The following is a 24,403-nucleotide window of genomic DNA, read 5'->3' as shown; positions in this document are numbered from 1 at the left end:
GCTTCGCACTGTTTCTGTAATCCCGTTTTCATGCGTTCGCCGCCCGCCACCCTGGCTGCGCCCTCTGACTGGGCCGGCCGCTTTGCCGCGTTGCCTGTGTTGCAGCAGGTGGCGGCGTGCCTGCCGGGCATGCCGGCGGCCTTGCAGCGCATGGGGCAGGCGGTGCTGGCGCATCCGTTCCGGGCGGCCACGCTCAACATCGATGAGTTCGCGGGCGAGGTGTCCGTCTCGGTGGCCACGGCCAACCGCTTTGCGCGGGCCCTCAACTACCCGGGCTATCCGCAGTTCCGGGCCGAGCTGGCGCGCGGCTTCGAGGCCATCCTGGCCCCGGTGGAGAGCCTGCGCAGCAACCTGCGGCAGGGCGCCAGCACGCAGCAGGCGATGGCCGGTTCATTGACCGAGACGCTGGGCAACCTGCAGCACACGGTGCAGGCCCTGCAGCACCAGCCGTGCGATGCCGCCGTCAAGCTGCTGACCGAGGCCGAGCAGGTGATGACCCTCGGCTGGGGCAGCAGCGCCTACCTGGCCGGCCTGCTGCAGCATGAGCTGGAGCCCTACTGCGCCCGCGTCAGCAGCCTGGCGCACAGCGGCGGGCCCAGCCATGCGGCGCGGCAGCTGGTCAAGCGCGGCCCGCGCGACGTGGTGGTGGCGCTGGCCTTTCCGCGTTATGTGGAAGACACCATCGTGCTCACCCGCCTGGCGCGCGAGCGCGGCGTCAAGGTGCTGGCGTTGACCGATGAGCCCACCTCGCCGCTGGTGCCGCTGGCCGACGTGGTGCTGTATGCCCACGTCAACCGCCAGGTGGCTTCCACCAGCAATGCCACGGTGCTGGCGCTGCTGGAGGCATTGGTGGCGGCCGTGGTACACCACACGCCCGACGCGGTTCAACGCGCCGAAGACATGGCCAGCGGCGTGTTGCCCTGGCTGCAGATCGACACCGGCCGCCCGGCGGCAGCACCGGCCTTGCGCCGTGCCGCCCGGCCGCGGAAGGACACTGAATGAGCGCCATCCCCGTCATCGCGATCCACGGCGGCGCCGGCACCTTGTCGCGCGCCACGATCTCGGCCGAGCAGCAGGCCGCCTACCGCACCGCGCTGGCCGAGATCCTGGCCCTGGCCCAGGGCGCCCTGGCCGCGGGCGCGACCGCGCTGGACGTGGTCACAGAAGCGGTGCGCCAGCTGGAAGAGTGCCCGCTGTTCAACGCCGGCCGAGGTGCGGTGTACACCGCCGATGCCCGCCATGAGCTGGACGCCTGCGTGATGCGCGGCAGCGACCTGGCCGCCGGCGCGGTGGCCGGCGTACGCACGCTGCGCAATCCGGTGCTGGCCGCCCGCGCGCTGCTGGAAGAAGGCGGCGCGGTGATGCTGATCGGCGACGGCGCCGAGCGCTTTGCGCGCCAGCAGGGCCTGGAGACCGTCACGCCCGACTGGTTCGGCACGCCGGCCCGCCTGGCCCAGCTGCGGGCGGTGCAGAGCGGCGACGGCATGGCACTGGACCATGACGGCGCGGCCGCGACCGTCTCGCCGCTCGACGAACGCAACAAGTTCGGCACCGTCGGCGCCGTGGCGCTGGATGTGCACGGCCACCTGGCCGCTGCCACCTCCACCGGCGGCATGACCAACAAGCGCCCCGGCCGCGTGGGCGATTCGCCCTTGATCGGCGCGGGCTGCTATGCCAACGACCGCACCGTGGCCGTGTCCTGCACCGGCGCGGGCGAAGCCTTCATGCGCGGCCTGGCGGCACACGACGTGTCGGCGCTGATGGAGTACGCCGGCCTGCCGCTGGCCGAGGCCGCGCGCCGCGTGGTGATGGACAAGCTGCCGCCGCTGGGCGGTCGTGGCGGCCTGATCGCGGTCGATGCGCAGGGCGGTGTGGTGCTGCCCTTCAACACCGAAGGCATGTACCGCGGCTGGGCACGGGTGGGCCAGCCGGTGCAGGTGGCCATCTACGCTGACGAGGCCGATGCATGAACAAGCCCGCTGTTCCGCCGTCCCTGCGCCGGGTGCTGGAGGTGCAAGACCTCAGCGTCAGCTTCAAGACCGAGCAGGGCCGCTTGCAGGCGGTGCGCTCGCTGGGCTTTCATGTGGATGCCGGCGAGACGCTGGCCATCGTGGGCGAGTCAGGCTCGGGCAAGTCCGTCTCTTCGCTGGCGCTGATGCGGCTGGTGGAGCATGGCGGCGGCCGCATCGACAGCGGCCGGATGTGGCTGACCCGCCGCGATGGCGAGCGCATCGACCTGGCGCAGGCCAGCGGTGCGCAGATGCGCGCGCTGCGCGGCGCCGACATCGCGATGGTGTTCCAGGAGCCGATGACCAGCCTGAACCCGGTGTTCACCGTCGGCCAGCAGGTGGCCGAGAGCATCGTGCTGCACCAGGGCCGCACACAGGCCGAGGCCATGGCCGAGGCGCTGCGCCTCTTCGACCTGGTGCGCATTCCTGAAGCGCGCGAGGTGCTGGGCCGCCACCCGCACCAGTTGTCGGGCGGCATGCGCCAGCGGGTGATGATCGCGATGGCGCTGGCCTGCCGGCCCACGCTGCTGATCGCCGACGAGCCCACCACCGCGCTCGACGTCACCATCCAGGCGCAGATCCTGGCGCTGATCCGCCAGCTGCAGCAGGAGCTGGCGATGGGCGTGATCTTCATCACCCACGACATGGGCGTGGTGGCCGAGATCGCCGACCGGGTGCTGGTGATGAAGCGTGGCGACAAGATCGAAGAGGGCGATTGCCGCTCGCTGTTTGCCGCGCCCACCCAGCCCTACACGCAGGCGCTGCTGGCCGCGGTGCCACAGCTGGGCGCCATGCAGGGGCAGGACCTGCCGGCGCGCTTCGTGATGCCGGGCGAGCTGCCGGCCGGCAGGGCCACGCCCGGCGCAGCTGAACAGATTTTGATGCCCGACAGCGTGCGCCACGACCTGCCGCCGGTGCTGAAGGTGGACAAGCTGGTGACGCGCTTTCCGCTGCGCAGCGGCGTGTTCGGCCGCGTCAAGCGGCAGGTGCATGCGGTCGAGCAGATCAGCTTCGAGCTGCAGCCCGGCGAAACGCTGGCGCTGGTGGGTGAATCGGGCTGCGGCAAGAGCACCACCGGCCGCTCGCTGGCGCGGCTGATCGCGCACCAGGGCGGTCGGGTGGAAGTGGCCGGCCGCGACATCGCGCCGCTGGAAGGCGCCGCGCTGCAGGCGCTGCGGCGCGACATCCAGTTCGTGTTCCAGGACCCGTATGCCTCGCTCGACCCACGCTTGACGGTGGGCTACTCGGTGATGGAGCCGCTGCTCATCCACAAGCTGATGACCGCGGACAAAGCCGAAGAGCGCGTGCGCTGGCTGCTGGAAAAAGTGGGCCTGCCCGCCGAGACGGCGCACCGCTACCCGCATGAGTTCTCGGGCGGGCAGCGGCAGCGCATCGCCATTGCCCGCGCGCTGGCGCTCAACCCCAAGGTGGTGATTGCCGACGAAGCGGTGTCGGCGCTGGACGTGTCCATCCGCGCGCAGATCATCAACCTGCTGCTCGACCTGCAGCAGGAGTTCGGCATGGCCTACCTCTTCATCTCGCACGACATGGCGGTGGTGGAGCGCATCAGCCACCGCGTGGCGGTGATGTACCTGGGCCAGATCGTCGAGATCGGCCCGCGCCGCGCCGTGTTCGAGAACCCGCAGCACCCCTACACCCGCCGGCTGATGTCGGCGGTGCCGGTGGCCGACCCCACGCGCCGCAAGCAGCGGCCGCTGCTGTCCGACGAGATCGCCAGCCCGGTGCGGGCGCTGGGCGACCCGCCGGTGGTGGCGCCGCTGGCGCAGGTGGCGCCCGGCCATTTCGTGGCGCGCCATCCGGTGGGCGGCGCGTACTGACCTCTCCATTCCACTTGTACAGACAACTCAGCAGGAGTGTTCGCATGAACCGACAACAGCTCACCCGCCTGGCCGCCGCGCTGGCCATCGCCGGCAGCGCCGTGGCTGCCCACGCCGCCAAGGACGTGGTGGTGGCGGTGCAATCCACCTTCACCACCACCGACCCCTATGACGCCAACGACACGCTGTCGCAGGCGGTGGCCAAGTCGTTCTATCAAGGCCTGTTCGGCTTCGACAAGGACATGAAGATGGTGCCGGTGCTGGCCGAGAGCTACACCGCCAGCAAGGACGGTCTGGTCTACACCGTCAAGCTCAAGACCGGCATCAAGTTCCACGACGGCACGCCCTTCAATGCCGAGGCGGTGAAGGCCACCTTCGACCGCGTGACCAACCCCGACAACAAGCTCAAGCGCTACAACCTGTACAAGAACATCGCCAAGACCGAGGCGGTGGACGCGACCACGGTGCGCTTCACGCTGAAGGAAGCGTTCTCGCCCTTCATCAACTCGCTGGCGCACCCGTCGGCCGTGATCATCTCGCCGGCTGCGCTGGCCAAGTTCGGCAACAAGGGCATCGCGCAGAACCCGGTGGGCACCGGCCCCTTCAAGTTCGTGGAATGGAAGGCCACCGACTACCTGAAGGTGGAGAAGTTCGACGGCTACTGGCGCAAGGGCTACCCCAAGGTGGACAGCATCACCTGGCGCCCGGTGGTGGACAACAACACCCGCGCCGCGGTGATGCAGACCAACGAGGCGCACTTCGCCTTCCCGGTGCCGCCCGAGTCGGTGGCCACGCTGGAGAAGAAGCCCAGCCTGGAAGTGACGGCCGCGCCGTCCATCATCCACCGCTACCTGTCGATGAACACGCAGCACAAGCCGTTCAGCGACCCCAAGGTGCGTGAAGCCATCAACTACGCCATCAACAAGGACGCGCTGATCAAGGTGGCCTTCTCGGGCTATGCCATCCCGGCCGAAGGCGTGCTGCCGCAGGGCGTGGAATACGCCGCCAAGCTGGGCCCCTGGCCCTACAACCCGGCCAAGGCGCGTGAGCTGCTGAAGGAAGCCGGCTACCCCAACGGCTTCGAGAGCACGCTGTGGTCGGCCTACAACCACACCACCGCGCAAAAGGTGATCCAGTTCGTGCAACAGCAGCTGGGCCAGGTGGGCATCAAGCTGCAGGTGCAGGCGCTGGAAGCCGGCCAACGCGTGGAACGCGTGGAAAGCGCGCAAGACCCCGCCACCGCGCCGGTGCGCATGTACTACGTGGGCTGGTCGTCTTCCACCGGTGAGGCCGACTGGGCGATGCGGCCTCTGCTGGCCAGCGAATCCTTCCCGCCCAAGCTGTTCAACACGGCCTACTACAAGAACGACGCGGTGGACCAGGCCATCGGCAAGGCGCTGGTGACGACCGACAAGGCCGAGAAGGCCAAGCTCTACACCGAGGCGCAGAAGCAGATCTGGAAGGACGCGCCCTGGGCCTTCCTGGTGACCGAGCGGCTGGTGTCGGTGCGCGCGCGCAACCTGGCCGGCTTCTACGTCATCCCCGATGGCAGCTTCAACTTCGACGAAGTCGAACTGAAGTGAACCTCAACCCTGCAGCCCTGACCTGATGTTTGCGTACCTTCTGAAGCGGCTGGTGGGCCTGGTGCCCACGCTGCTGCTGGTTGCGGTGTTCGTGTTCGGCTTCGTGCACCTGCTGCCGGGGGACCCGGCGCGGCTGGCCGCCGGTGTCGATGCCACGCCGGAGACGGTGGAACTGGTGCGCCGCGACCTGGGCCTGGACCAGCCGCTGCACCTGCAGTTCGTGCGCTTCTTCACCCATGCGCTGCAGGGCGACTTCGGCCACTCCATCCGCACCAAGCGGCCGGTGGCCGACGAGATCGGCGAGCGCTTTGCGCCCACCTTCTGGCTCACGGTGGCGGCCATGGGCTGGTCGGTGCTGCTGGGCCTGGTGCTGGGCATCGCCTCGGCGGTGTGGCGCAACCGCTGGCCCGACCGGGCCGGCATGTCGCTGGCCATCTCGGGCATCTCGTTCCCGCCGTTTGCGCTGGGCATGCTGCTGATGCAGGTGTTCTCGGTGCAGCTGGGCTGGCTGCCCACGGTGGGCGCCGACAGCTGGAAGCACTACATCCTGCCTTCGCTCACGCTGGGCGCGGGCGTGGCGGCGGTGATGGCGCGCTTCACCCGCAGCTCCTTCATCGACATCCTGAAGGAAGACTATGTGCGCACCGCCCGGGCCAAGGGCCTGGACGAGGCGCGGGTGGTCTTCAAGCACGGGCTGCGCAATGCGCTGATCCCCGTGGTGACCATGATGGGCCTGCAGTTCGGCTTTCTGCTGGGCGGCTCCATCGTGGTGGAGGTGGTCTTCAACTGGCCCGGCATGGGCCGGCTGCTGATCGACGCGGTGGAGATGCGCGACTACCCGGTGATGCAGGCCCTGGTGCTGCTGTTCTCGCTCGAATTCATCCTCATCAACCTGGTGGTGGACGTGCTGTACGCCGTCATCAACCCGACCATCCGCTTCCAGTGAACAACCCCTCCATCGCCGCCGCGGCCACGCCGGTGCGCACGCCGGCCGCCGAGTTCTGGCGCAAGTTCAAGAAGCAGCGCGTGGCGCTGGTGGCCGGCGCCTTCGTGCTGGCGCTGGTGCTGGTGGCCGCGCTCGCGCCCTGGCTGGTGCCTTACGACGCCGAGAACTTCTTCGATTACGACGCACTCAATGCCGCGCCTTCGGCCAAGCACTGGTTCGGCGTGGACCCGCTGGGCCGCGACATCTTCAGCCGCATCCTGATGGGCGCGCGGGTGTCGCTGGCGGCCGGCTTCATCTCGGTGGCGGTGGGCGCCGTCATCGGCACGCTGCTGGGCCTGTTGGCCGGCTACTACCAGGGCTGGTGGGACCGCATCGTCATGCGCATGAGCGATGTGCTCTTCGCCTTCCCCGGCATCCTGCTGGCCATCGGCATCGTCGCGGTGCTGGGCACCGGCATGGTCAACGTCATCGTGGCGGTGGCGGTGTTCAGCGTGCCGGCCTTCGCGCGGCTGGTGCGGGGCAATGTGCTGGCGCTCAAGCACCAAACGTACATCGAGGCGGTGCGCAGCATCGGCGCACCCGACCACGTGATCATGCTGCGCCACCTGCTGCCGGGCACCGTGGCTTCGGTGGTGGTGTACCTCACGATGCGCATCGGCACCTCCATCATCACCGCGGCCAGCCTGAGCTTTCTGGGCCTGGGCGCGCAGCCGCCCACGCCCGAATGGGGCGCGATGCTGAACGAGGCCCGCGCCGACATGCTGAACGCGCCGCACGTGGCGCTGGTTCCCATCATGGCCATCTTCATCACGGTACTGGCCTTCAACCTGCTGGGCGACGGGCTGCGTGATGCACTCGACCCCAAGCTCGACCGTGCCTGATGCACCGCTGACGGCGGCACCCGCGCGGCCGCGCAGCCGCCTGGGTGCGCCGCAGGTGGGGCTGCTGCCCAGCGGCCCGCGCGACCACATCACCGACGTGGCCGGCGTCTCGCTGGGCCACTGCACGCTGGACGCAGGCCCGGTGCAGACCGGCACCACGGTGCTGCTGCCGCAGCCCGGCGACCTGTTCATGCACAAGCTGCCGGCCGGCGTGGCCGTGATCAATGGCTTTGGCAAAAGCGCCGGGCTGATGCAGGTGCAGGAGCTGGGCACGCTGGAATCGCCGATCGCACTCACCAGCACCTTCGGCGTGGGCACCGCCTTCAACGCGCTGGTGCGCGACGCCATCGCCCAGGTGCCTCAACTGGCGCGCAGCCTGCCGACGGTGAACCCGCTGGCGCTGGAGTGCAACGACGGCTGGCTCAACGATGCCCAGGCGCTGGCGCTGCAGGAGGCGCATGTGCAGCATGCACTGGCGCTGGCGCGGCAGGGCGGGGCAGGGCTTCCAGGCTTGCAAGAAGGCAGCGTGGGCGCCGGTCGCGGCATGAGCTGCCATGGGCTGAAGGGCGGCGTGGGCAGTGCGTCGCGCTGCGTGCGCTGGCAAGGGCAGGGCTACACGCTGGGCGCGCTGGTGCTGGCCAACCAGGGCCGACCCGGTGCGCTGGTGGTCGATGGGCGGCGGGTGGTCATCGCACCGCCGGCTGGCGGCCCGGCCACCGAGCGAGGCTCCATCATCATCCTGCTGGCCACCGATGCGCCGCTGGACGCGCGGCAGCTCACCCGCGTGGCGCGGCGTGCCGCCGCCGGGCTGGCCCGCACGGGCAGCGACTACGGCCACGGCAGCGGCGACATCGCGCTGGCCTTCAGCACCGCGCTGCGCATCCCGCAGCAGCCCACGGCGCCGATGCCGGCGGTAGCGCTGCTGCACGAGGCGGCGCTGGACCTGCTGTTCCAGGCCGCGGCCGAGGCCACCGAGCAGGCCATCCTGCATGCGCTGTTTGCGGCCACGCCCGTCACCGGCCGCGACGGCCACCGCCGCCTCACCTTGCGTGAAGCGGCCCCCGAACTCTTTGCCTGACGATCCCCCCATGAAGCAACCCACTGTGCTCGTCGCCGTCGACATCGAAGGCGTGGCCGGCGTCTGGCGGCCCGAGCAGACGCAGGCCGGCAACGGCGACTACGAACGTGCCCGCCGCTGGATGACGGCCGAGGCCGATGCGGCGGTGCGCGGCGCCTTTGCAGGCGGCGCCGGCCGTGTGCTGGTGAACGATTCGCACGGCCACTTCGGCAACCTGCTGGCCGATGAGCTGGACCCGCGGGCCGAACTCATCCAGGGCAAGCCGCGGCTGCTGGGCATGATGGCCGGCGTCGACCAGCAGGTGGACGGCGTGCTGATGATCGGCTGGCATGCCCGTTCCAAGGCCACCGGCGTGCTGGCTCACACCAGCAACAGCTTTGCGTTCGCGCGGGTGTGGCTCAACGGGTTGGAGCTGGGCGAGATCGGCCTCTATGCCGCGCTGGCCGGCCAGTTCGACGTGCCGGTGCTGATGGTCAGCGGCTGCGACGTCACCGCCGAAGAGGCGCGGGCGCTGATGCCCGAGCTGGCCTGCTGCGTGGTCAAGTGGTCCGATGGTGCCCGCAGTGGCCGGTCGCTGTCGCCGCAGGCTTCGCGCAGCCAGATCGAGCAGGCGGCCCGGGCCGCGGTGCAAGGGCTGGCGCATGGCGCGCCGCCGGTGCTGCGGCTGCCGGCGGCCGGGCAGGGCGCCGCGCCGGTGGCGCTGCGGCTGCAATGCCAGTCGCCTGCCCTGGCCGATGCCTTTGCGCTGTGGCCCACGGTGCGGCGCGAGGCCGGCGACACCATCGCCATCGACTGCGCGACGGTGCACGAGGCGGTGCGCTGCCTGAATGCCTGGTCGCTGATGGCCCAGGCCATGCGTTGAAGGAAGGACCATGGACATCGACTTCACCCAGCTCGACAGCTACGCCCGCTACAAGCTGATGGCCAGCCTGATCGTGCCGCGGCCGATCGCGCTGGTCACCACCCTGGGCGCCGATGGCACCGTCAATGCCGCGCCGTTCAGCATGTTCAACATGCTGGGCGAAGACCCGCCGATCGTGATGCTGAGCATCAACCGGCTGACCGACGGCCAGCTGAAGGACACGGCCGCCAACATCCTGGCGCGCCGCGAGTTCGTGGTGCACATCACCGACGAGCCGATGGCCGCCCGCATGCACGCCTGCGGCGACCGCCTGCCGCCGCACGAGAGCGAGCTGGTGCATGCCGGCCTGACGCCCACGCCGTCGCGCGCGGTGGCGCCGCCACGCATCGCCGAAGCGCCGGTGGCCTTTGAATGCGTGCTGCACGAAACGATGGAGACGCCCAGCCGCTACGTCTTCATCGGTCGCGTGCTGTGGCTCAGCGCCCGCGAAGGCCTGATCGACGCCGACCGCTGGCGCGTGCGCCTGCAGGATTACCACCCGGTCGGCCGCTTCGGCGCCAGCTTCTACGTGACCACCCGGGACCGCTTTGCGGTGGATGGCAGCGAGCAACCGAGCACGCGGACGGCGATCGACGAGATGTGACGGTGCGCAGGCAGGCACGGCGGCGCGCGTGGTGGCTTCGGCCGTGCTGCCCTATGCGTTAGGCTGCTCCCATGCGCGTGTCGGTATCTGCCACTGTTGCCAAACCTGCTGAGACGCTCTTCTGGCTGTCCCAGGACTACCAGCGCAGGCTCGAATGGGACAAGTACCTTGCCGAGGCCCATCTCCTAGGCTCCGCCACGGTTGGGGCCGTAGGAGTCGAGTCGTTCTGCAGAAATCGTGGCGGCTCCGTCCTTGTCTCCAAGTACATATCCTTTTCTCCACCATCACACGCCGCCGTTCAGATGACCTCAGGCCCATGGGTGCTGCGCAAATTCGGCGGCACCTGGCGGTTCGAGAGCATCGGCGAGCGCAGCACAAGGGTGCGATTCGTCTATAACTTCAAGGCTCGCCCTGCCGTGCTCAGGTGGCTGGTGGAGCCTGTCATCGGCGGCCTGTACCGCAGAGACATGCAGCGCCGCCTCGCTGCGTTCAAGGACTGGGCTGAACAGCAGGCCGACTGAATGCGGACCATGGATCAACCATCCACGAGCCGGACGGTTCTCTGCACACTCCCGCCGCAGGCTTCGGCTGAAGGTCACGTCTCACTCGATTTTGCGGCAGCGGTGCTGGCCCTGGTCTTTCTGATCGAGGCCGCGGCCGATACTCACTGATCGCGGTTGCACTTTCTTCCGAAGCACCGTAGAAGGTCTCCTGTCGTACAAGGCCTGGATCGACGGGACCGCGGGTCTGGTCATGATGGGTCTTGGTCTGCGGCTGGTGACCAGCGCCGCACGGCCTTAGGCACGCCTACCGCGCACCACGCCTTCACGCCGCTGCCATCATCCGCCCACCGCGCTGCGCCCGCCGGCGGCCGGCCTGCTTGCCGGCGTACATCGCGGCGTCGGCGCGCTTGATCAGTTCGTCGGCGTCGCTGCCGTCCAGCGGGGCCAGGGCGTAGCCGATGGTCAGGCCCACCTGGCAGGTGTGGCCGGCTGCCATGAAGGGCGCGTCGAAGGCCTGCAGCAGCTTCTGGCTCAGCGCGTGGGCCGCCTCCGCGTCCACCAGACCGGCGGCCAGCACCACGAATTCGTCGCCGCCCACGCGGGCCACCACATCGGTGGTGCGCAGCTCGGCCTGCAGCCGCTGGCCCACCGCCACCAGCAGGGCATCGCCCACGTCGTGGCCGTAGTGGTCGTTCACCGGCTTGAAGCCGTCCAGGTCCAGCAGGTACACGGCCAGCAGCTGGTCGGGCGTGCTCTCGGCCAGCGCCGGCAGCATGCGGTCATGCAGGCCGCGGCGGTTGGGCAGGCCGGTGAGGGCATCGGTGTGGGCCAGGTCGCGCAGGCGGTGGGTTTCCACCCGCGCGCGCTCGGCATGGCGGTGGATGGCCTGCACCCGCAGCGCCAGCACCACCATCCACACCGCCATCTCGCACATGGTGGCCAGCGGGTACAGGTGCAGCGCCCAGAAGGTGGGCTGCAGCTTGCCCAGAATGGTGCCCACCAGCGCGGCCGTACCCACCAGAAACACGCTCCAGCCCAGCACCATCACGGTGGCCGTGCGGTCGCCGCGGCGGGCGCGCAGCACCGCGATGGGCAATGCAATGCAGGTGGGCAGCAGGCCCATCAGCGTGGCCAGGCCCTGCACCGCGCGAAAGTCCATCCATCCCAGGTGGTAGGCCGCCAGCCCGGCCAGCGCTATCCAGCCGAGCAACTGAAGCAGCCGGGCGGCCCAACGGCTGACTTCACCCACCGCCAGCGCCCGCGACATGAAGGCCGAGCCGCCGAACACCGCGATCAGCACCGCCTGCGGCGAGATCTCCTGTGCCAGCTGGGGCGCATGCGGCCACACATGCTGCGCCAGGATGCCGAAGTACGACATGAAGAACACCATGTTGCCGGCCAGCAGCAGGGCGTAGTAGCCGAACATGCCGTCGCGCAGCGCCACGCCGTGGGCGATGCTGTACATCAGCATGGCCACCGCCAGGCCGGCCAGCAGGCCCTGAAGCAGCTGGCCGCGGGCCTCATGCTCGGCGAAGGCTTCCGGCGTGCGCAGCGTCATCGGCAGCACCATCGAGCTGCGGGCCCACACCCGCACGTACAGCTCGCTGGCGCCGGGCGGCAGATCCAGCGGTGCCGCCAGCGTGCGTGAGCGCAGCGGTCGCAGCTCATGCTCCAGCGAGCTGCCCATGCGCACGTGCGAGAGCACCTGGCCGCCGGCCACCAGGTACACGTCCACGCGGTCCAGCGGCGGGTAGTCGATGCCGAACACCCGCTGCACCGGCGCCGTGCCGGCCACCTGCAGCGGGATGCGCAGCCACAAGGTGTCGGGCATGCGGCCCAGGTTGGCGGGGGTGCCCACGGGCTTCTGGAAAAGGCCGGGTGCGGCCATCACTTCTTCCAGCGGCAGGTTGTGCTCGGCGTCGTGCCGCAGGGTGACGGCGGGCCACAGGGTGATGCGGCTGCGGTCATCCACCTGCACCGGCCCGGTGGCGGACTTGCCCGGCGCAGCCAGGGCCGGTGAAGCGCGGCCCAGGCCGACCACCAGCACCAGACAGCACAACAGGAGCGGAAATCGGCGCAGGAGCACGGGCCAGGGCATCGATGACTTCGGCCACCCCGAGGCCCGGCTGGGCGCGTGGCAGCAAGTGGAGGGCAAGCCCGCTATTTGGCCACAGCGCGGCGCGATTCAGCGCTGCGCCGCGTCATTCCTGGCGGCCGTTGATCACGCCGTGGCGCCCTTGCCGCGCCGCCCAACCAGCGCGGCATCAGTTTCATCATTTATCAAGGATGACGGCGGGGTGCAGCCGGGGGCCGGCACGGAGATTGCCGGAGGCTCTGGCATGAACGTCGGCCTGCCCCCCAACGCCTTCCGCGCCGCTGGCGCCTGGCCCGAAGCGGCCGTGCTGCCCCCGGCGGCTTCGGCGGCGCTGGCCAGCGCCGCGCTGCTGTACCCGATGGCCGCCGGCTGGGTGTTCGGCCCGCAGCGGCCACGCGCTGCGCTCTGGTACGCACGCCTGCGCACGCCCGACTGGAAGCCGCCCGACGCCGTGATCCCCATCGCCTGGACGCTGATCGACAGCAGCCTGGCGGTGGCCGCCTACCGGCTGCTGCGCACCCCCGCCGGCCCGGGCACCGTGCGGCAGGAGGCGCGCCGCCAGGCCCTGGGTTGGCTGGTGCTCAACGTGCTGCTGATCGGCGGCTGGAGCGCCGTGTTCTTCGGTGCACGCCAGTTGCCGGCCAGCCTGCTGGTGGCCGCCGCCATGGTGGGCACCGGTGCGGCCGGCGCCCGCGCAGCCCACCGGGTGGACCCGGTGGCTGGCCGCCTGATGCTGCCCTTCATCGGCTGGGTGGGCTTTGCCACCGCGCTCACCGGGGCGCTGTGGTGGCTCAACCGCCGACGCTGATCGCCTGAATTTCCACCCACCAAGGACCATCACCGCATGCGTGCAACACCCCAGCAGCATCCGCAACACCGTCCTGGCGCCCATCCTGCCCGGCAGGAAAAGCGCCTTCGCCAATGGGAGCACCGGCCGCAGCCGGAACGCCCCGTGTTCCCCGAGCCCGACCCACCGATCTACAAGCCCCTGGGCTGATAGGTCACACCCGCACCACCACCGGTGCGGCGTACTCGCGACCCACCAGCGACAGCACGCGGTGGTAGCTGGCGCGAGCGGCTTCGCCCATGGCGGCCAGGTCCACGGTGCCCACGGCATCGCACGGAAACGAGAAGCGCCGGCCGGGGTGGGTCAGCGATTCGAAGCGCAGCTCAAAGGCGGCCGGCGGGTCGACCGGCAGATCGGCGGGATGGGGTGTCATGCCCGACCATCGGCAACCCACATGCCAGTGGCACCCGCACCCTTGGTAACAGGGGTCTTGCTGCGGTGCGTACCCTGGCCGTGACCAGGCCCACCCCAGGAGAAACGCACGATGCAGCTCCCCGCGCCCACTGCCCAGCAGCCGCCCGAAGCCGGACCCGAAACCGAACCGCGCCTGCAACCGCTGCGCCCGCCCGGGCCGCACCGCATCCGCGTGGGCACGGCGGGCTGGGAACATCCTTCTCTGCTGGCCTGCGGCCGTTTCTACCCGGCCGATTGCCGCAGCAGCACCGAGCGCCTGCAACACTACGCCAGCCGCTTTGCGCTGGTGGAAGTCACCAGCACCGAGGACGAATGGCCGTCGCCCGAAGTGGTACAGGCCTGGGCCGATGCGACGCCGGCGGACTTCGTGTTCAACCTGCGGGTGTTCCGCGTCTTCAGCGGCCGGTCCATCCCGGTGGATGCGCTGCCGATGACCGTGCGTGCCGCGCTGGGCGCCTTCACCCACCACACGGTGCAGCCCGACGATCTGCCGCCCGCCGTGCATGAGCTGATGTGGGAGAGCTTCCTGCAAGCGCTGCAGCCTTTGCAGGCGGCGGGCAAGCTGGGGGCGCTGCAATGGCGCTGGCCCGTGGGCTTCGCCGCGGCCGCACCCGCGCGGGTGCTGCTGGACGACTGGCGGGCCCGCCTCACCGACCACCTGCTGGCGGTGGCCTTCGACGACCCCAGCTGGTTCCACCCCGGCCAGGCCCACGCCACGCTGGAGTTTCAGAAGGAGCGTGGGCTGGTCAACGTGGTGGAAGACGGGCGGCTGCAAGGCGTTCATGCGACCGCGGCACACTGGGAGGTGACCAACCCACACTTGGCCCTGGTGCGCCTGCCCGGCCCACCGGGCGCCGGTGCGGGTGCCGACGACCACCCCCACCCCGATTTGAGCGATGCCGAACTGGAGAACCTGGCGATGAACGTGCGCAGCCTGTCGCAGCGGGTGCTGAACACCCATGTCGTCTTCGACGACGCGGTGCAGGACCGGGCTCAGCGCCATGCCGAGCGCCTGATGCGCCTGCTGGGGCTGGGCCGGTGAGCGGCCTGGCCAATAGCGCGCCGCCGGGGGAGGGCACGCGCCAGGCGCTGCGGGCCATCGCCGCCTTCGAGGCACTGAAGGGCCTGGTGGCGCTGGCCGCCGGCCTGGGCCTGCTGAGCCTGCTGCACCACGACCTGCACCGGCTGGCGCTGGCGTTGATCGGCCACGTGGGCCTGGACCCGGGCGGCCACTACCCGGCGCTGCTGCTGGGCCGGCTGGACCAGTTGCAGCACCTGCCCACCCGCCTGCTGCTGATGGCGGTGCTGGCCTACGTGGCGCTGCGCTGGCTGGAAGCCTGGGGCCTGTGGAAGGGCGCCGCCTGGGGCGAATGGCTCGGCGCCTTGTCCGGCGCGCTGTACCTGCCCTTCGAGCTGCGCCACCTGCTGCACCGGCCTTCGGTGGCCGCCGCGGCGGTGGTCACGCTGAATGCCGTGCTGGTGGTGGTGCTGGCCCGCCAGTGGTGGCGCCAGCGCGACCGGCGGCGGGCGCAGGGCGCGGCCAGCGCATCGGGCTAGCTTTTTCGGGCGGGCGACGCAGGGGCCGGGCAGCCCCATCCGGCCGGCCGTACGCCGCCACGGCCTATCGTTCGAAACCCCGAAGGGCAGCCGCTTCCGGGGTGTTGAATTGGCAGCAAATTCCCTGTGAATTCAAGCACTTGCCAACTTTCGGCGGGTGCTACGGAACTTTGCCGCGCTTGGCACGCACGCTGCAATGTCCTGGGTATAGAGACCCCGCGGTGACGCCGGGGCCCGCACCCAGGAGGGGTCGATGACCGATCGCATGGCAAGCCTGGCAGGCGCCTACGCTGGCGTTCTGCGCATGGAATCGCGTGGCTTTGTGGCCAGCGCCGCAGCAGCGGCGTCGCCACCGCTGCGCGCCGCTGCGACGCCGACGCCGATGCCGATGCCGACGCCGTCGCCGGTCTCCGGCGCAGCGGTACGGGCCGACGAGCAGCAGCGACTGGCCGACCGCTTCGCGGCCTTGCTGCCCGGCCCCAGGGCCTGGCGCAGCGCCTTCTTCGGCAGCGGCGCGCAGGCGATGGAGGCGGCCCTGCGCATCGCCCGCGCCCACAGCGGCCGGCCGGCCATCATCAAGCTCAGCAGCGGCTGTCTGCCAGGTGCCACGCCCGCCTGGACCGAGTTCGGCCGGCCCGCCGGCCCGGTGTGGCGGCTGCCGGCGCCCACGCCGCTGCACGGCGACACCGCCGAGCACACCCTGGCCCGCCTGGACGAACTGCTGGCCGGCCCGCTGCGCCCCGAGCGGGTCGCGGCCCTGGTGATCGAGCCGCTGCAGGCCGACGGCAGCGTGCAGCAGCTGGACGGCGAGCTGCTGGCCGCGCTGCGCCAGCGCTGCGACTGGCACCACATCCAGCTGGTGGCCGACGAAACCCGCTGCGGCCTGGCCCGCACCGGCCGCATGATGGCGATGGACCACCACCCGGTGCAGGCCGACCTGGTGGTGCATGCCCAGGGCCCCGACGCGCCGCTGCCACTGGCCGTGGTCACCGGCCGCGCCGAGGTGATGCAAGCCGCGCCCGATGAAGGGCCCTGGCCCGAAGGCCCGGCGCTGCAGGCGCGCGCGCTGGCGGTGCAGGAACAGCATGCGGTGCTCGACCTCATTGCCAGCCAGGGGCTGTGCGACCGGGCCGACGAGCTGGGCCGCCAGCTGGCCGGCGTGCTGATGCGCGCCATGGCCTGGCAGCCACGCTTGGCCGATATCCGTGGCCTGGGCTCGGTGCTGGCGGTGGAGTGCCTGGAAGGCAGCCTGCCCGACCCCTCTTTCGCGCGCCGGGTGCAGGCGCGTGCCGCCCAGCGCGGCCTGCAACTGCCCGTGTCCGGTGAGGCGGCCAACGTGCTGCGCTTCCCGTACCCGCTGGCCATCGACGACAGCGCGTTCGCCGCCTTGTGCGTCAGCGTCGAGCTGGCGCTGCGCGGCCCCTGAAGCGGGCCACCCCCAGAACAACCAACGCAGTCAAACTCGGAGAGAGAGAGCCAATGAGCGGGCAAAAGAAACGGCTACCAGCCGCGCTGTACATCCTCGTCGCGATGGTGCTGGGCATCCTGATCGGGTACCTGGTGTTCGTCGAGTTCCCGGACAAGAAGGTGGCGGCGCAGATCGCCGGCTACATCTCCATCGTCTCCGACGTGTTCCTGCGGCTGATCAAGATGCTGATCGCGCCGCTGGTGTTCTCCACGCTGGTGGTGGGCATCGCCCACATGGGCACGGCCTCGTCGGTGGGCCGCGTGTTCGGCAAGGCGCTGGCCTGGTTCTTCACCGCTTCGCTGATCTCTCTGGTGCTGGGCCTGGTCATGGCCAACCTGCTTCAGCCGGGCCAGAACCTCGGCCTGCCGCTGCCCGACATCGGGGCCTCGGCCAACCTGGCCACTTCCAAGTTCACCTTGAAGGACTTCGTCAGCCACCTGGTGCCCAAGTCCTTCGCCGAGGCGATGGCCAACAACGAGATCCTGCAGATCGTGGTGTTCTCGATGTTCTTCGGCGTGGCCCTGGCTTCGCTGGGTGACAAGGCCAAGACCTTGGTGGCCGGCATCGAGGAGCTGTCGCACGCCATGCTGGTGATCACCGGCTACGTGATGAAGCTGGCGCCGCTGGCCGTGATGGCCGCGATGGCCGCCACCGTGGCCGTCAACGGCCTGGAGATCCTGGTCAAGTTCGCCGTCTTCATGGGCGACTTCTACCTCGGCCTGTTCGTGCTGTGGGCGGTGCTCATCGGCGCCGGCGTGCTGTTCCTGGGCCCGCGCGTGTTCAAGCTGCTGGTGCTCATCAAGGAAGCCTTCCTGCTGTCTTTCGCCACCGCCAGCTCCGAAGCCGCCTACCCGAAGATCCTCGATGCGCTGGACCGTTTCGGCGTGCGCCGCAAGATCAGCAGCTTCGTGATGCCGATGGGCTACTCGTTCAACCTGGACGGCTCGATGATGTACTGCACCTTCGCCGTGCTGTTCATCGCCCAGGCCTACGGCATCCACCTGCCGCTGGCCACGCAGATCACCATGCTGCTGATCCTCATGCTCACCTCCAAGGGCATGGCCGGCGTGCCGCGTGCATCGCTGGTGGTCATCGCCGCCACGCTGAACCAGTTCAACATCCCCGAAGCCGGCCTGCTGCTGATCCTGGGCGTGGACACCTTCCTCGACATGGGCCGTTCGGCCACCAATGCCGTGGGCAACTCCATCGCCACCGCCGTGGTCGCCAAATGGGAAGGCGAGCTGCTGCCTGAAGACCAGGCCGCCGCCAAGGCCGCCGAGATGGACGCAGCCGCCCGCGCTGCCGCCCAGGCCCAGGTGGCCCGTGCTTGACGCGGCCCGCACCACCGGCCGCGCCCGGCGCCTGGGCGCCGGCCTGCTGCTGGCTCTGGGCCTGACGGCCAGCCTGCTGGCGCCGGGTGCGGCCCGCGCCCAGGAGGAGGGGCCGGTCCAGCTCAGCGGCACGCTGAAAAAGCTGCGCGAGACCGGCACCATCACGCTGGCCCACCGGCTGGATTCGGTGCCCTTCAGCTACCTGTCGGCGCAGGGGCAACCCATCGGCTACACCGTCGACCTGTGCGTGCTGCTGGCCCAGCGCCTGGGGGAACGGGTGGGTCGTGAGCTGCAGCTGCGCTGGCTGCCGGTGACGGCGGCCAGCCGCATCGACGCCATCGTCTCCAGCCAGGCCGACCTGGAGTGCGGCTCCACCACCAGCAACGTCGAGCGGCAGCGGGTGGTGGCCTTTTCGCCCACGCTGTTCGTGGCCGGCACCAAGCTGCTGGTCAAGCGCGGCAGCGGCATCCGCCAGTTCCGCGACCTGGGCGGGCGCAGCGCCGCCGTCACCGCCGGCACCACCAACGAGCAGGCGATGCGCGACCTGGCCCGCCGCTTCCGGGTGGACGTGGCGCTGCAGGCATCGCCCGACCACGAGGCGGCGCTGGGCCAGCTGCTGGCCGGCAAGGCGGACGCCTTCGCCACCGACGACGTGCTGCTGTACGGCCTGGTGGCCCGCCACCGGCTGCAGGGCGGCTACACCGTGGTGGGCGACTACCTGTCCTACGACCCGTACGCCATCATGTTCCGCAAGGACGATGCGCAGCTGGCCGCGGCGGTGGAAGAGGGCGTGCGCGAGCTGGCGCAGGAAGGCGAGATCGAGCGCCGCTACAAGCGCTGGTTCCTGCAGAAACTGCCGGGCGGCCCGGCGCTGGGGCTGCCGATGAGCGCCCAGCTGGAGTCGTTGCTGGGTGCGCTGGCCATCCGTCGCGAATAGCCCGCCGGCCGGCGGGCCGCAGCGGTTTGGCACAGTTGCCGGATTCATGCCGCACAACCGGCAGAATCGGCGCATGGTGTGGCGTGTTCGTCCTGCGGTGATCGCGGTGGTGCTGGGCGCCACCGCCCTGGTGCTGGCTGCCGGGGCGGCGGGCTACCGCCTGGGCCAGGCCCGGGGGCTGGCCGCCTTGCGAGCCGACCTGGGCCACCGCATCGACCTGTTCGGTGCCACCGCGCAGGGCCAGATGGAACGGCTGGCCCATGCGCCGGCCCTGCTGCAGATGCACCCCGCGGTGATGGCCTTGCTGCAGGGCCCACGGAACCCGGCGCTGCAAGGCCAGGCGCAGGCGCTGCTGCGCGAGCTCAATGCCCGGCAAGGCAGTCTGGCGCTCTTCGTGGCCGACGAGCGCGGCACCGTCATCGCCACCAGCCACACGGTAGGAGCCGACGATGGCCGGCTGGGTGAGGACATCTCGGTGCGGCCCTACTACCTGCAGGCGCTGGCCGGTCGGCCCGGGCGGCATTTTCTGGTGGGCAGCACCGTGGCCGAGCCGGGCTACTACTTCTCGCATCCGCTGTACGAGGGCGCGCGCGTGGTGGGGGTGGCGGTGGTCAAGGTGTCGCTGGCCTCGGTGGCCTTGTCGCTGCCGCTGCTGGGCACGCCAGCGGTGCTGGTGGACGGCAACGACGTCGTCATCCAGGCCACCGACCCGCGCTGGCTGTACCGCGCGATCCGGCCGCTGCCGCTGGACACCGACGTCGAGCTGGAGCTCAGCGGCATGTACGGCGACCGACCGCTGGGCCGCTTTCCGCTGGCCCTGCAGCTGAACTGGGAGGCCCCCGGCGGCGAAGCCGAGGCGCTGATTCCGCCCGATTCGCCGGCCAGCGCGGTGGCCGATCCCTCGGCGATGTCGGCACCGGCGGGTCTGCTGGTGCGCGGCCGCACGCTGCCCGGGCTGGACTGGCGGCTGCTGGTGATGGCCGATCTGTCGCCGGTGCGCTGGCAGGCGCGCGGAACGGCCGCGGTGGCCGGGCTGGCTGCGGCCTGCCTGGTGGCCGCCGCGCTGGTGCTGGTGCAGCGGCGCCGTGCCGCGCAGCAACGCCGGCAGGCCCAGGCCGACCTGGAACGACTGAACGCCGAGCTGGAAGACACCGTGGCCCGCCGCACGCTGGCGCTGACCAGCGCCAACACCGAACTGCGCCGCGAGATGGCCGTGCGGGTGCAGGCCGAAGCCACGCTGCGCGACGCGCAGGACGAGCTGGTACAGGCCGCCAAGCTGGCGGTGCTGGGCCAGCTGTCCACGGGCATCACCCATGAGCTGGCGCAGCCGCTGGGCGGCATCCGCACGCTGGCGGGCAATGCGCGCGAATTCATCCGCCGCGGCGACCTGGAAGGCGCCCACGGCAACCTGGCGCTGGTGGACACGCTGGTCGAGCGCATGAGCGGCATCATCCATCCGTTCAAGGCCTTCGCCCGCAAGTCGCCGGTGGCACCCGAGCCGGTGCCGGTCACGGCCGCGCTGCAAAGCGCGCTTTTCCTGCTCGACCAGCGCCTGCGCGCCGAGCAAGTGCAGCTGCAATGCCGGCCGCCGCTGGACGCACCGGCGGCCACCGTGCCGCAGGCCTGGTGCAACCGCAACCGGCTCGAGCAGGTGCTCATCAACCTCATCGGCAATGCGGTAGACGCGATGCACGGCGCGCCGCGGCGCCGGCTCGAGATCGACGCCTGGGAAGAGGACAGCCGCGAAGGCCGGCGCACCTGCCTGCGCATCGCCGACAGCGGCCCGGGCCTGTCGCCCGAGGTGCTGGCGGGCCTGTTCACACCTTTCTTCACCACCAAGCCCGCCGGCAGCGGCCTGGGCCTGGGGCTGGTGATCTCGCGCGGCATCGCCCAGGACTACGGCGGCGACCTCGTGGCCACCTCGCGGGCCGAAGGCGGCGCCGTGTTCACCCTCAGCCTGCCGGCCGCGCCGGCCAGCACCGCCAACGCCACCCCCACCGCATGAAAACCCCGCTGTCCGTTTTGATCATCGAAGACGACGCCTTGATGCGCCTGGGTTGCGTGCAGGCGCTGAAGTTCGCCGGCTTGCCGGTGCAGGCCTTCGAGCATGCGGAGGCGGCGCTGCCGCATCTGGCGCCGGGGTTTCCGGGCGTCGTGGTCACCGACATGCGGCTGCCCGGCATCGACGGCATGGAGGTGATCCGCCGTTGCCAGCAGCTGGACCCCACGCTGCCGGTGCTGGTGATCACCGGCCATGGCGACATCACGATGGCGGTGGAAGCCATGCGCACCGGCGCCTACGACTTCGTCACCAAGCCCTTCCAGCCCGAGCTGCTGGTGGAGGTGGTGCAGCGGGCGCTGGACAAGCGGGCGCTGACGCTGGAAGTGCATTCGTTGCAGCATCGGCTGGCCCAGCTGGAAGGCGTGGAGGGCAAGCTCATCGGCATCTCGCCGCAGATGGAGCGCGTGCGCCGCCTGGTGCGCGAGGTGGCCGACAGCCCGGTGGACGTGATGATCCGCGGCGAGACCGGCGCCGGCAAGGAATTGGTGGCGCAAGCGCTGCACCAGCTCTCGCGCCGGCGCAGCCACCCCTTCGTGGCCCTGAACTGCGGCGGCCTGCCCGAAAGCCTGCTGGACAGCGAGCTGTTCGGCCATGAGGCCGGCGCCTTCACCGGCGCGCACAAGCGGCGGGTGGGCAAGATCGAGCATGCGCACGGCGGCACGCTGTTCCTCGACGAGCTGGAGAGCATGCCGGTCAACGTGCAGATCAAGCTGCTGCGGGTGCTGCAGGAGCGGGTGATCGAGCGCCTGGGCTCCAATGCGCAGACGCCGGTGGACTGCCGCATCGTCGCCGCCACCAAGGACGACCTGCTGGCCCGCGCCAAGGCGCAGACCTTCCGCGCCGACCTGTACTACCGGCTCAACGTGGTGGTGATCGACCTGCCGCCGCTGCGCGAGCGGCGCGAGGACATTCCGCTGCTGCTGGAGCACTTTCTGCTGCTCGGCGCCAGCCGCTACCAGCGCCCGGTGCCCGAGGTGTCAGCGGCCGAGCTGCACCGGCTGATGGCGCACGACTGGCCCGGCAACGTGCGCGAGTTGCGCAACGCGGCCGACTGCATGGTGCTGGGCGTGGCCAAGGACGGCGCGCCCGATGCCACCGGCGACCTGGGGCCGACGGCGCCGCGCAGCCTGGCCGATGCGGTCGACGACTTCGAGCGCAGCCTGATCGCCAGCGAATGGCACCGCCATGGCGGCAGCCTGGCCCGCACCGCCGAGGCGCTGAACACGCCCAAGACCACGCTGCACGGCAAGCTGCGCCGCTACGGCCTTATGAAGTAGCAAGAAGGTCAGTCCGAGCGGACCGGCGCCCGGCTCTGGTCGTTGTGGATGTGCACGAACTTCTGCAGCAGCCTGATCAGATCCGACCGTTCGTCATGCGCCAGGCTGTCCAGCATGCGGCCGTTCAGCCGATGGATGCCACTGACGAAGCTGGCCAGCACCCTCGTGCCTTCTTCAGTGAGCGACAGGCTGCGCTGCCGGCGCGCCAGCAGCTCGCGCACGATCCAGCCCTTGGCCTCCAGACGGCGGGCGATGTCGGCGGTGGTGGAGTTGTCCAGGCCCACGCGCTCGGCCAGCGTCACCTGGTCGATGCCGGGGCGGTCTTGCAGCATGCGCAGCACCGCGTACTGCACCGGCGTCACGTCGCGGCCCAGCTCCTCATGGAACATGGACACGGCGATCTGGTGGGCCCGGCGGATCAGGTGGCCGGGCTGCTCATAGAGCTCGATGGACAGGTCGGAAGGCGTGGTTTTCATCAGGGCGGACAGCGTGTCGGTCGATGCTAACAAGCGCCGTGCGCCGGCCGCAGGCCACCCACGCGCCGCATCCGGAACACGGGATAACCCTGGCTGCAAACCACTCCACGTTACGTACACTGAATGACGTTGAGTGTACGCAATGACGTGCCTCCCACCTTGCGCTGGATCAAGCTGCGGTACCGGTGCAAGGCCCAGCCACGGAGACGAGCCAGGATGACTGCCACCCCCATGCCCGCACGCGGGCCCGCTGCTGCCGCTATGGCCCTGGACGACAAGCCGATGAACGGCTTCCAGTGGCTGGCCGTGGTCATCTGCATGGTGATCAACATGGTCGACGGCTTCGACGTGCTGGTGACCGCTTTCGCCGCCAAGGCGATCTCCGCCGAGTGGGCGCTCAACGGTTCGCAGCTGGGCATGCTGCTGAGCGCGGGCCTGGTGGGCATGGCCGGTGGCTCGCTGTTCATCGCGCCCTGGGCCGACCGCATCGGCCGGCGCCCGATGATCCTGGGCTGCCTCACGGTCTCCGGCATCGGCATGCTGCTGTCGGCGCTGGCGCGCACGCCTCTCGAGCTGGGCGCGCTGCGCGTGCTCACCGGCCTGGGCGTGGGCGGCATCCTGGCCTGCAGCAACGTGATCGCCAGCGAGTACGCTTCCCGGCGCTGGCGCGGCCTGGCGGTCACGCTGCAGTCCACCGGTTATGCGCTGGGCTCGGCCCTGGGCGGCGCGCTGGCGGTGTGGATGATCGACGCCCACGGCTGGCGCTCGATCTTCCTCTTCGGCGGTGGCGCCACGCTGGGCGTGGCGCTGCTGGTGCTGGCCCGGCTGCCCGAATCGATGGACTTCCTGCTCACCCGCCGGCCGGCCGACGCGCTGCAGCGCGTGAATGCACTCAATGCCGCCGTGGGCCTGCCGGCGCTGGCGGCGCTGCCTGCACGGCAGGCGGCCGGCGGCCCGCAGGGCAGCCGCTTCGCGCAGCTGCTGGGTCCGGCGCTGCGCCGACCCACGCTGCTGGTGTGGCTGTCCTTCTTCACCGTGATGTTCGGCTTTTACTTCGTGATGAGCTGGACGCCCAAGCTGCTCAGCGCCTCGGGCCTGACCGGTCCGCAGGGCGTCACCGCCGGTGTGCTGCTCAGCCTGGGCGGCATCCTGGGTGCGGCGTTGCTGGGGCTGCTGGCCGCGCGCTTTGCGCTCAAGCGGGTGCTGGCCGGCTTCCTGGTCATCACCGCTTTGCTGCTCAGCGTGTTCGTCAGCTCGGCGCATCCGCTGGCCATCTCGTATGCGCTGGCCTTCCTGATCGGCGCTTTCGCCAACGGCAGCGTGGCGGGGCTCTATGCCATCGGCCCGGTGGTGTACCCGGCCCAGGTGCGGGCCACCGGGCTGGGCATCGGCATCGGCGTGGGCCGGCTGGGCGCCATCGTCTCACCGCTGGTCGCAGGCGCGCTGATCGACCAGCATTGGCTGCCCACGCAGCTGTACCTCGGTTATGGCCTGGCTTTCGCGGCGGCGGCATGCATCGTGATGCTGCATCGCCTGTCTGCGTCTGAAGGCCCTGGAGCGGCGCAGGCCCTGAAGGCCCGCACCGCGCATTGACAG

Annotated in this window: 23 protein-coding genes; 20 read left to right on the top strand and 3 right to left on the bottom strand. The window is 70.4% G+C overall.

Annotated features, from left to right (window positions below):
* Nucleotides 1-30 precede the first annotated feature (30 nt).
* The 11 genes from MW290_RS13600 to MW290_RS13550 all read left to right on the top strand — a co-directional run bounded on the left by MW290_RS13600 (nt 31) and on the right by MW290_RS13550 (nt 10,511).
* A complete protein-coding gene (locus MW290_RS13600) occupies nt 31-1,002 on the top strand; it encodes a MurR/RpiR family transcriptional regulator (RefSeq protein ID WP_250195188.1) in 972 nt (323 codons plus the stop codon).
* Nucleotides 999-1,970 (top strand): isoaspartyl peptidase/L-asparaginase family protein, encoded by a 972-nt coding sequence (locus tag MW290_RS13595; protein ID WP_250195187.1) that lies wholly within the window; start codon nt 999-1,001, stop codon nt 1,968-1,970. Before MW290_RS13600 ends, MW290_RS13595 begins: the two co-directional genes overlap by 4 nt.
* Nucleotides 1,967-3,847 (top strand): dipeptide ABC transporter ATP-binding protein, encoded by a 1,881-nt coding sequence (locus MW290_RS13590; protein WP_250195186.1) that lies wholly within the window; start codon nt 1,967-1,969, stop codon nt 3,845-3,847. Before MW290_RS13595 ends, MW290_RS13590 begins: the two co-directional genes overlap by 4 nt.
* 44 nt (nt 3,848-3,891) lie before the next feature.
* The gene (gene gsiB, locus MW290_RS13585) at nt 3,892-5,430 is read left to right on the top strand and encodes a glutathione ABC transporter substrate-binding protein GsiB (RefSeq protein ID WP_250195185.1); all 1,539 of its coding nucleotides are present in this window, start codon (nt 3,892-3,894) and stop codon (nt 5,428-5,430) included.
* A gap of 25 nt (nt 5,431-5,455) precedes the next feature.
* Nucleotides 5,456-6,376: a glutathione ABC transporter permease GsiC gene (gene gsiC, locus MW290_RS13580; protein ID WP_250195184.1), complete on the top strand. Its 921-nt coding sequence runs from the start codon at nt 5,456-5,458 to the stop codon at nt 6,374-6,376.
* Nucleotides 6,373-7,257 carry a glutathione ABC transporter permease GsiD gene (gene gsiD, locus MW290_RS13575; RefSeq protein ID WP_250195183.1) on the top strand — a complete coding sequence of 295 codons (885 nt, stop codon included), beginning with the start codon at nt 6,373-6,375 and terminating at the stop codon, nt 7,255-7,257. The genes gsiC and gsiD overlap by 4 nt, the downstream gene beginning before the upstream one ends.
* On the top strand, nt 7,226-8,335 hold the full coding sequence (locus MW290_RS13570; protein ID WP_250195182.1) for a P1 family peptidase: 1,110 nt from the start codon (nt 7,226-7,228) through the stop codon (nt 8,333-8,335). The genes gsiD and MW290_RS13570 overlap by 32 nt, the downstream gene beginning before the upstream one ends.
* Nucleotides 8,336-8,345: 10 nt before the next feature.
* Nucleotides 8,346-9,197, top strand: a complete 852-nt coding sequence (locus MW290_RS13565; protein WP_250195181.1) for a M55 family metallopeptidase — start codon at nt 8,346-8,348, stop codon at nt 9,195-9,197.
* A 10-nt stretch (nt 9,198-9,207) separates the two neighbouring features.
* Nucleotides 9,208-9,840: a flavin reductase family protein gene (locus MW290_RS13560; protein WP_250195180.1), complete on the top strand. Its 633-nt coding sequence runs from the start codon at nt 9,208-9,210 to the stop codon at nt 9,838-9,840.
* 71 nt (nt 9,841-9,911) lie between these two features.
* Nucleotides 9,912-10,361, top strand: coding sequence for a type II toxin-antitoxin system RatA family toxin (locus MW290_RS13555; RefSeq protein WP_250195179.1), 450 nt, complete (start codon nt 9,912-9,914; stop codon nt 10,359-10,361).
* A gap of 9 nt (nt 10,362-10,370) precedes the next feature.
* Entirely contained in the window at nt 10,371-10,511 is a 141-nt protein-coding gene (locus tag MW290_RS13550; RefSeq protein ID WP_250195178.1) for a hypothetical protein, read from the top strand.
* A 154-nt stretch (nt 10,512-10,665) separates the two neighbouring features.
* Here MW290_RS13550 and MW290_RS13545 read toward each other — a convergent pair whose 3' ends face one another.
* Complete coding sequence (locus MW290_RS13545) at nt 10,666-12,441, bottom strand: diguanylate cyclase (protein ID WP_250195177.1); 1,776 nt, start codon at nt 12,439-12,441, stop codon at nt 10,666-10,668.
* A gap of 241 nt (nt 12,442-12,682) precedes the next feature.
* On the opposite strand from MW290_RS13545, the gene MW290_RS13540 reads away from it, so the two are divergent.
* The gene (locus MW290_RS13540; protein WP_250195176.1) at nt 12,683-13,246 is read left to right on the top strand and encodes a TspO/MBR family protein; all 564 of its coding nucleotides are present in this window, start codon (nt 12,683-12,685) and stop codon (nt 13,244-13,246) included.
* 193 nt (nt 13,247-13,439) lie between these two features.
* On the opposite strand, the gene MW290_RS13535 is transcribed toward MW290_RS13540, so the two are convergent.
* A complete protein-coding gene (locus tag MW290_RS13535; protein ID WP_250195175.1) occupies nt 13,440-13,658 on the bottom strand; it encodes a hypothetical protein in 219 nt (72 codons plus the stop codon).
* Between the two features lie 111 nt (nt 13,659-13,769).
* Here MW290_RS13535 and MW290_RS13530 point away from each other — a divergent pair, with 111 nt between their 5' ends.
* The 7 genes from MW290_RS13530 to MW290_RS13500 all read left to right on the top strand — a co-directional run bounded on the left by MW290_RS13530 (nt 13,770) and on the right by MW290_RS13500 (nt 22,331).
* Entirely contained in the window at nt 13,770-14,741 is a 972-nt protein-coding gene (locus tag MW290_RS13530; RefSeq protein WP_250195174.1) for a DUF72 domain-containing protein, read from the top strand.
* A complete protein-coding gene (locus MW290_RS13525) occupies nt 14,738-15,256 on the top strand; it encodes a DUF2127 domain-containing protein (RefSeq protein WP_250195173.1) in 519 nt (172 codons plus the stop codon). The genes MW290_RS13530 and MW290_RS13525 overlap by 4 nt, the downstream gene beginning before the upstream one ends.
* Before the next feature lie 253 nt (nt 15,257-15,509).
* Nucleotides 15,510-16,682 carry an aminotransferase class III-fold pyridoxal phosphate-dependent enzyme gene (locus MW290_RS13520; protein ID WP_250195172.1) on the top strand — a complete coding sequence of 391 codons (1,173 nt, stop codon included), beginning with the start codon at nt 15,510-15,512 and terminating at the stop codon, nt 16,680-16,682.
* A gap of 53 nt (nt 16,683-16,735) precedes the next feature.
* Nucleotides 16,736-18,055, top strand: coding sequence for a dicarboxylate/amino acid:cation symporter (locus tag MW290_RS13515; protein ID WP_250195171.1), 1,320 nt, complete (start codon nt 16,736-16,738; stop codon nt 18,053-18,055).
* Nucleotides 18,048-18,992: an amino acid ABC transporter substrate-binding protein gene (locus MW290_RS13510; RefSeq protein WP_250195170.1), complete on the top strand. Its 945-nt coding sequence runs from the start codon at nt 18,048-18,050 to the stop codon at nt 18,990-18,992. The genes MW290_RS13515 and MW290_RS13510 overlap by 8 nt, the downstream gene beginning before the upstream one ends.
* Nucleotides 18,993-19,065: 73 nt before the next feature.
* Entirely contained in the window at nt 19,066-20,997 is a 1,932-nt protein-coding gene (locus MW290_RS13505) for a sensor histidine kinase (RefSeq protein WP_250195169.1), read from the top strand.
* Entirely contained in the window at nt 20,994-22,331 is a 1,338-nt protein-coding gene (locus MW290_RS13500; protein ID WP_250195168.1) for a sigma-54-dependent transcriptional regulator, read from the top strand. The genes MW290_RS13505 and MW290_RS13500 overlap by 4 nt, the downstream gene beginning before the upstream one ends.
* 8 nt (nt 22,332-22,339) lie before the next feature.
* On the opposite strand, the gene MW290_RS13495 is transcribed toward MW290_RS13500, so the two are convergent.
* Complete coding sequence (locus MW290_RS13495) at nt 22,340-22,810, bottom strand: MarR family winged helix-turn-helix transcriptional regulator (RefSeq protein ID WP_375142842.1); 471 nt, start codon at nt 22,808-22,810, stop codon at nt 22,340-22,342.
* Nucleotides 22,811-23,023: 213 nt separating this feature from the next.
* Between MW290_RS13495 and MW290_RS13490 the strand changes: the two genes are divergently transcribed.
* Nucleotides 23,024-24,400, top strand: a complete 1,377-nt coding sequence (locus MW290_RS13490; RefSeq protein WP_250195166.1) for an MFS transporter — start codon at nt 23,024-23,026, stop codon at nt 24,398-24,400.
* Nucleotides 24,401-24,403 lie beyond the last annotated feature (3 nt).

It is taken from the genome of Aquincola tertiaricarbonis (assembly GCF_023573145.1).
Taxonomy (GTDB): Bacteria; Pseudomonadota; Gammaproteobacteria; order Burkholderiales; family Burkholderiaceae_C; genus Aquincola; species Aquincola tertiaricarbonis_B.
Note: the sequence above shows the minus strand (reverse complement) of the source record. Positions and strands in the feature narration are given on the sequence as shown.

Bases quoted from the DNA above. Each gene is read 5' to 3' on its own strand.
- MW290_RS13565 (WP_250195181.1), top strand. From the start codon at position 8,346: ATGAAGCAACCCACTGTGCTCGTCGCCGTCGACATCGAAGGCGTGGCC.
- MW290_RS13590 (WP_250195186.1), top strand. From the start codon at position 1,967: ATGAACAAGCCCGCTGTTCCGCCGTCCCTGCGCCGGGTGCTGGAGGTG.
- MW290_RS13570 (WP_250195182.1), top strand. From the start codon at position 7,226: ATGCACTCGACCCCAAGCTCGACCGTGCCTGATGCACCGCTGACGGCG.
- MW290_RS13520 (WP_250195172.1), top strand. From the start codon at position 15,510: ATGACCGATCGCATGGCAAGCCTGGCAGGCGCCTACGCTGGCGTTCTG.
- MW290_RS13530 (WP_250195174.1), top strand. From the start codon at position 13,770: ATGCAGCTCCCCGCGCCCACTGCCCAGCAGCCGCCCGAAGCCGGACCC.
- MW290_RS13505 (WP_250195169.1), top strand. From the start codon at position 19,066: ATGGTGTGGCGTGTTCGTCCTGCGGTGATCGCGGTGGTGCTGGGCGCC.
- MW290_RS13600 (WP_250195188.1), top strand. From the start codon at position 31: ATGCGTTCGCCGCCCGCCACCCTGGCTGCGCCCTCTGACTGGGCCGGC.
- MW290_RS13490 (WP_250195166.1), top strand. From the start codon at position 23,024: ATGACTGCCACCCCCATGCCCGCACGCGGGCCCGCTGCTGCCGCTATG.
- MW290_RS13515 (WP_250195171.1), top strand. From the start codon at position 16,736: ATGAGCGGGCAAAAGAAACGGCTACCAGCCGCGCTGTACATCCTCGTC.
- MW290_RS13500 (WP_250195168.1), top strand. From the start codon at position 20,994: ATGAAAACCCCGCTGTCCGTTTTGATCATCGAAGACGACGCCTTGATG.
- MW290_RS13535 (WP_250195175.1), bottom strand. From the start codon at position 13,658: ATGACACCCCATCCCGCCGATCTGCCGGTCGACCCGCCGGCCGCCTTT.
- gsiB (WP_250195185.1), top strand. From the start codon at position 3,892: ATGAACCGACAACAGCTCACCCGCCTGGCCGCCGCGCTGGCCATCGCC.
- MW290_RS13550 (WP_250195178.1), top strand. From the start codon at position 10,371: ATGGATCAACCATCCACGAGCCGGACGGTTCTCTGCACACTCCCGCCG.
- MW290_RS13545 (WP_250195177.1), bottom strand. From the start codon at position 12,441: ATGCCCTGGCCCGTGCTCCTGCGCCGATTTCCGCTCCTGTTGTGCTGT.
- MW290_RS13540 (WP_250195176.1), top strand. From the start codon at position 12,683: ATGAACGTCGGCCTGCCCCCCAACGCCTTCCGCGCCGCTGGCGCCTGG.
- gsiC (WP_250195184.1), top strand. From the start codon at position 5,456: ATGTTTGCGTACCTTCTGAAGCGGCTGGTGGGCCTGGTGCCCACGCTG.
- MW290_RS13595 (WP_250195187.1), top strand. From the start codon at position 999: ATGAGCGCCATCCCCGTCATCGCGATCCACGGCGGCGCCGGCACCTTG.
- MW290_RS13555 (WP_250195179.1), top strand. From the start codon at position 9,912: ATGCGCGTGTCGGTATCTGCCACTGTTGCCAAACCTGCTGAGACGCTC.
- MW290_RS13560 (WP_250195180.1), top strand. From the start codon at position 9,208: ATGGACATCGACTTCACCCAGCTCGACAGCTACGCCCGCTACAAGCTG.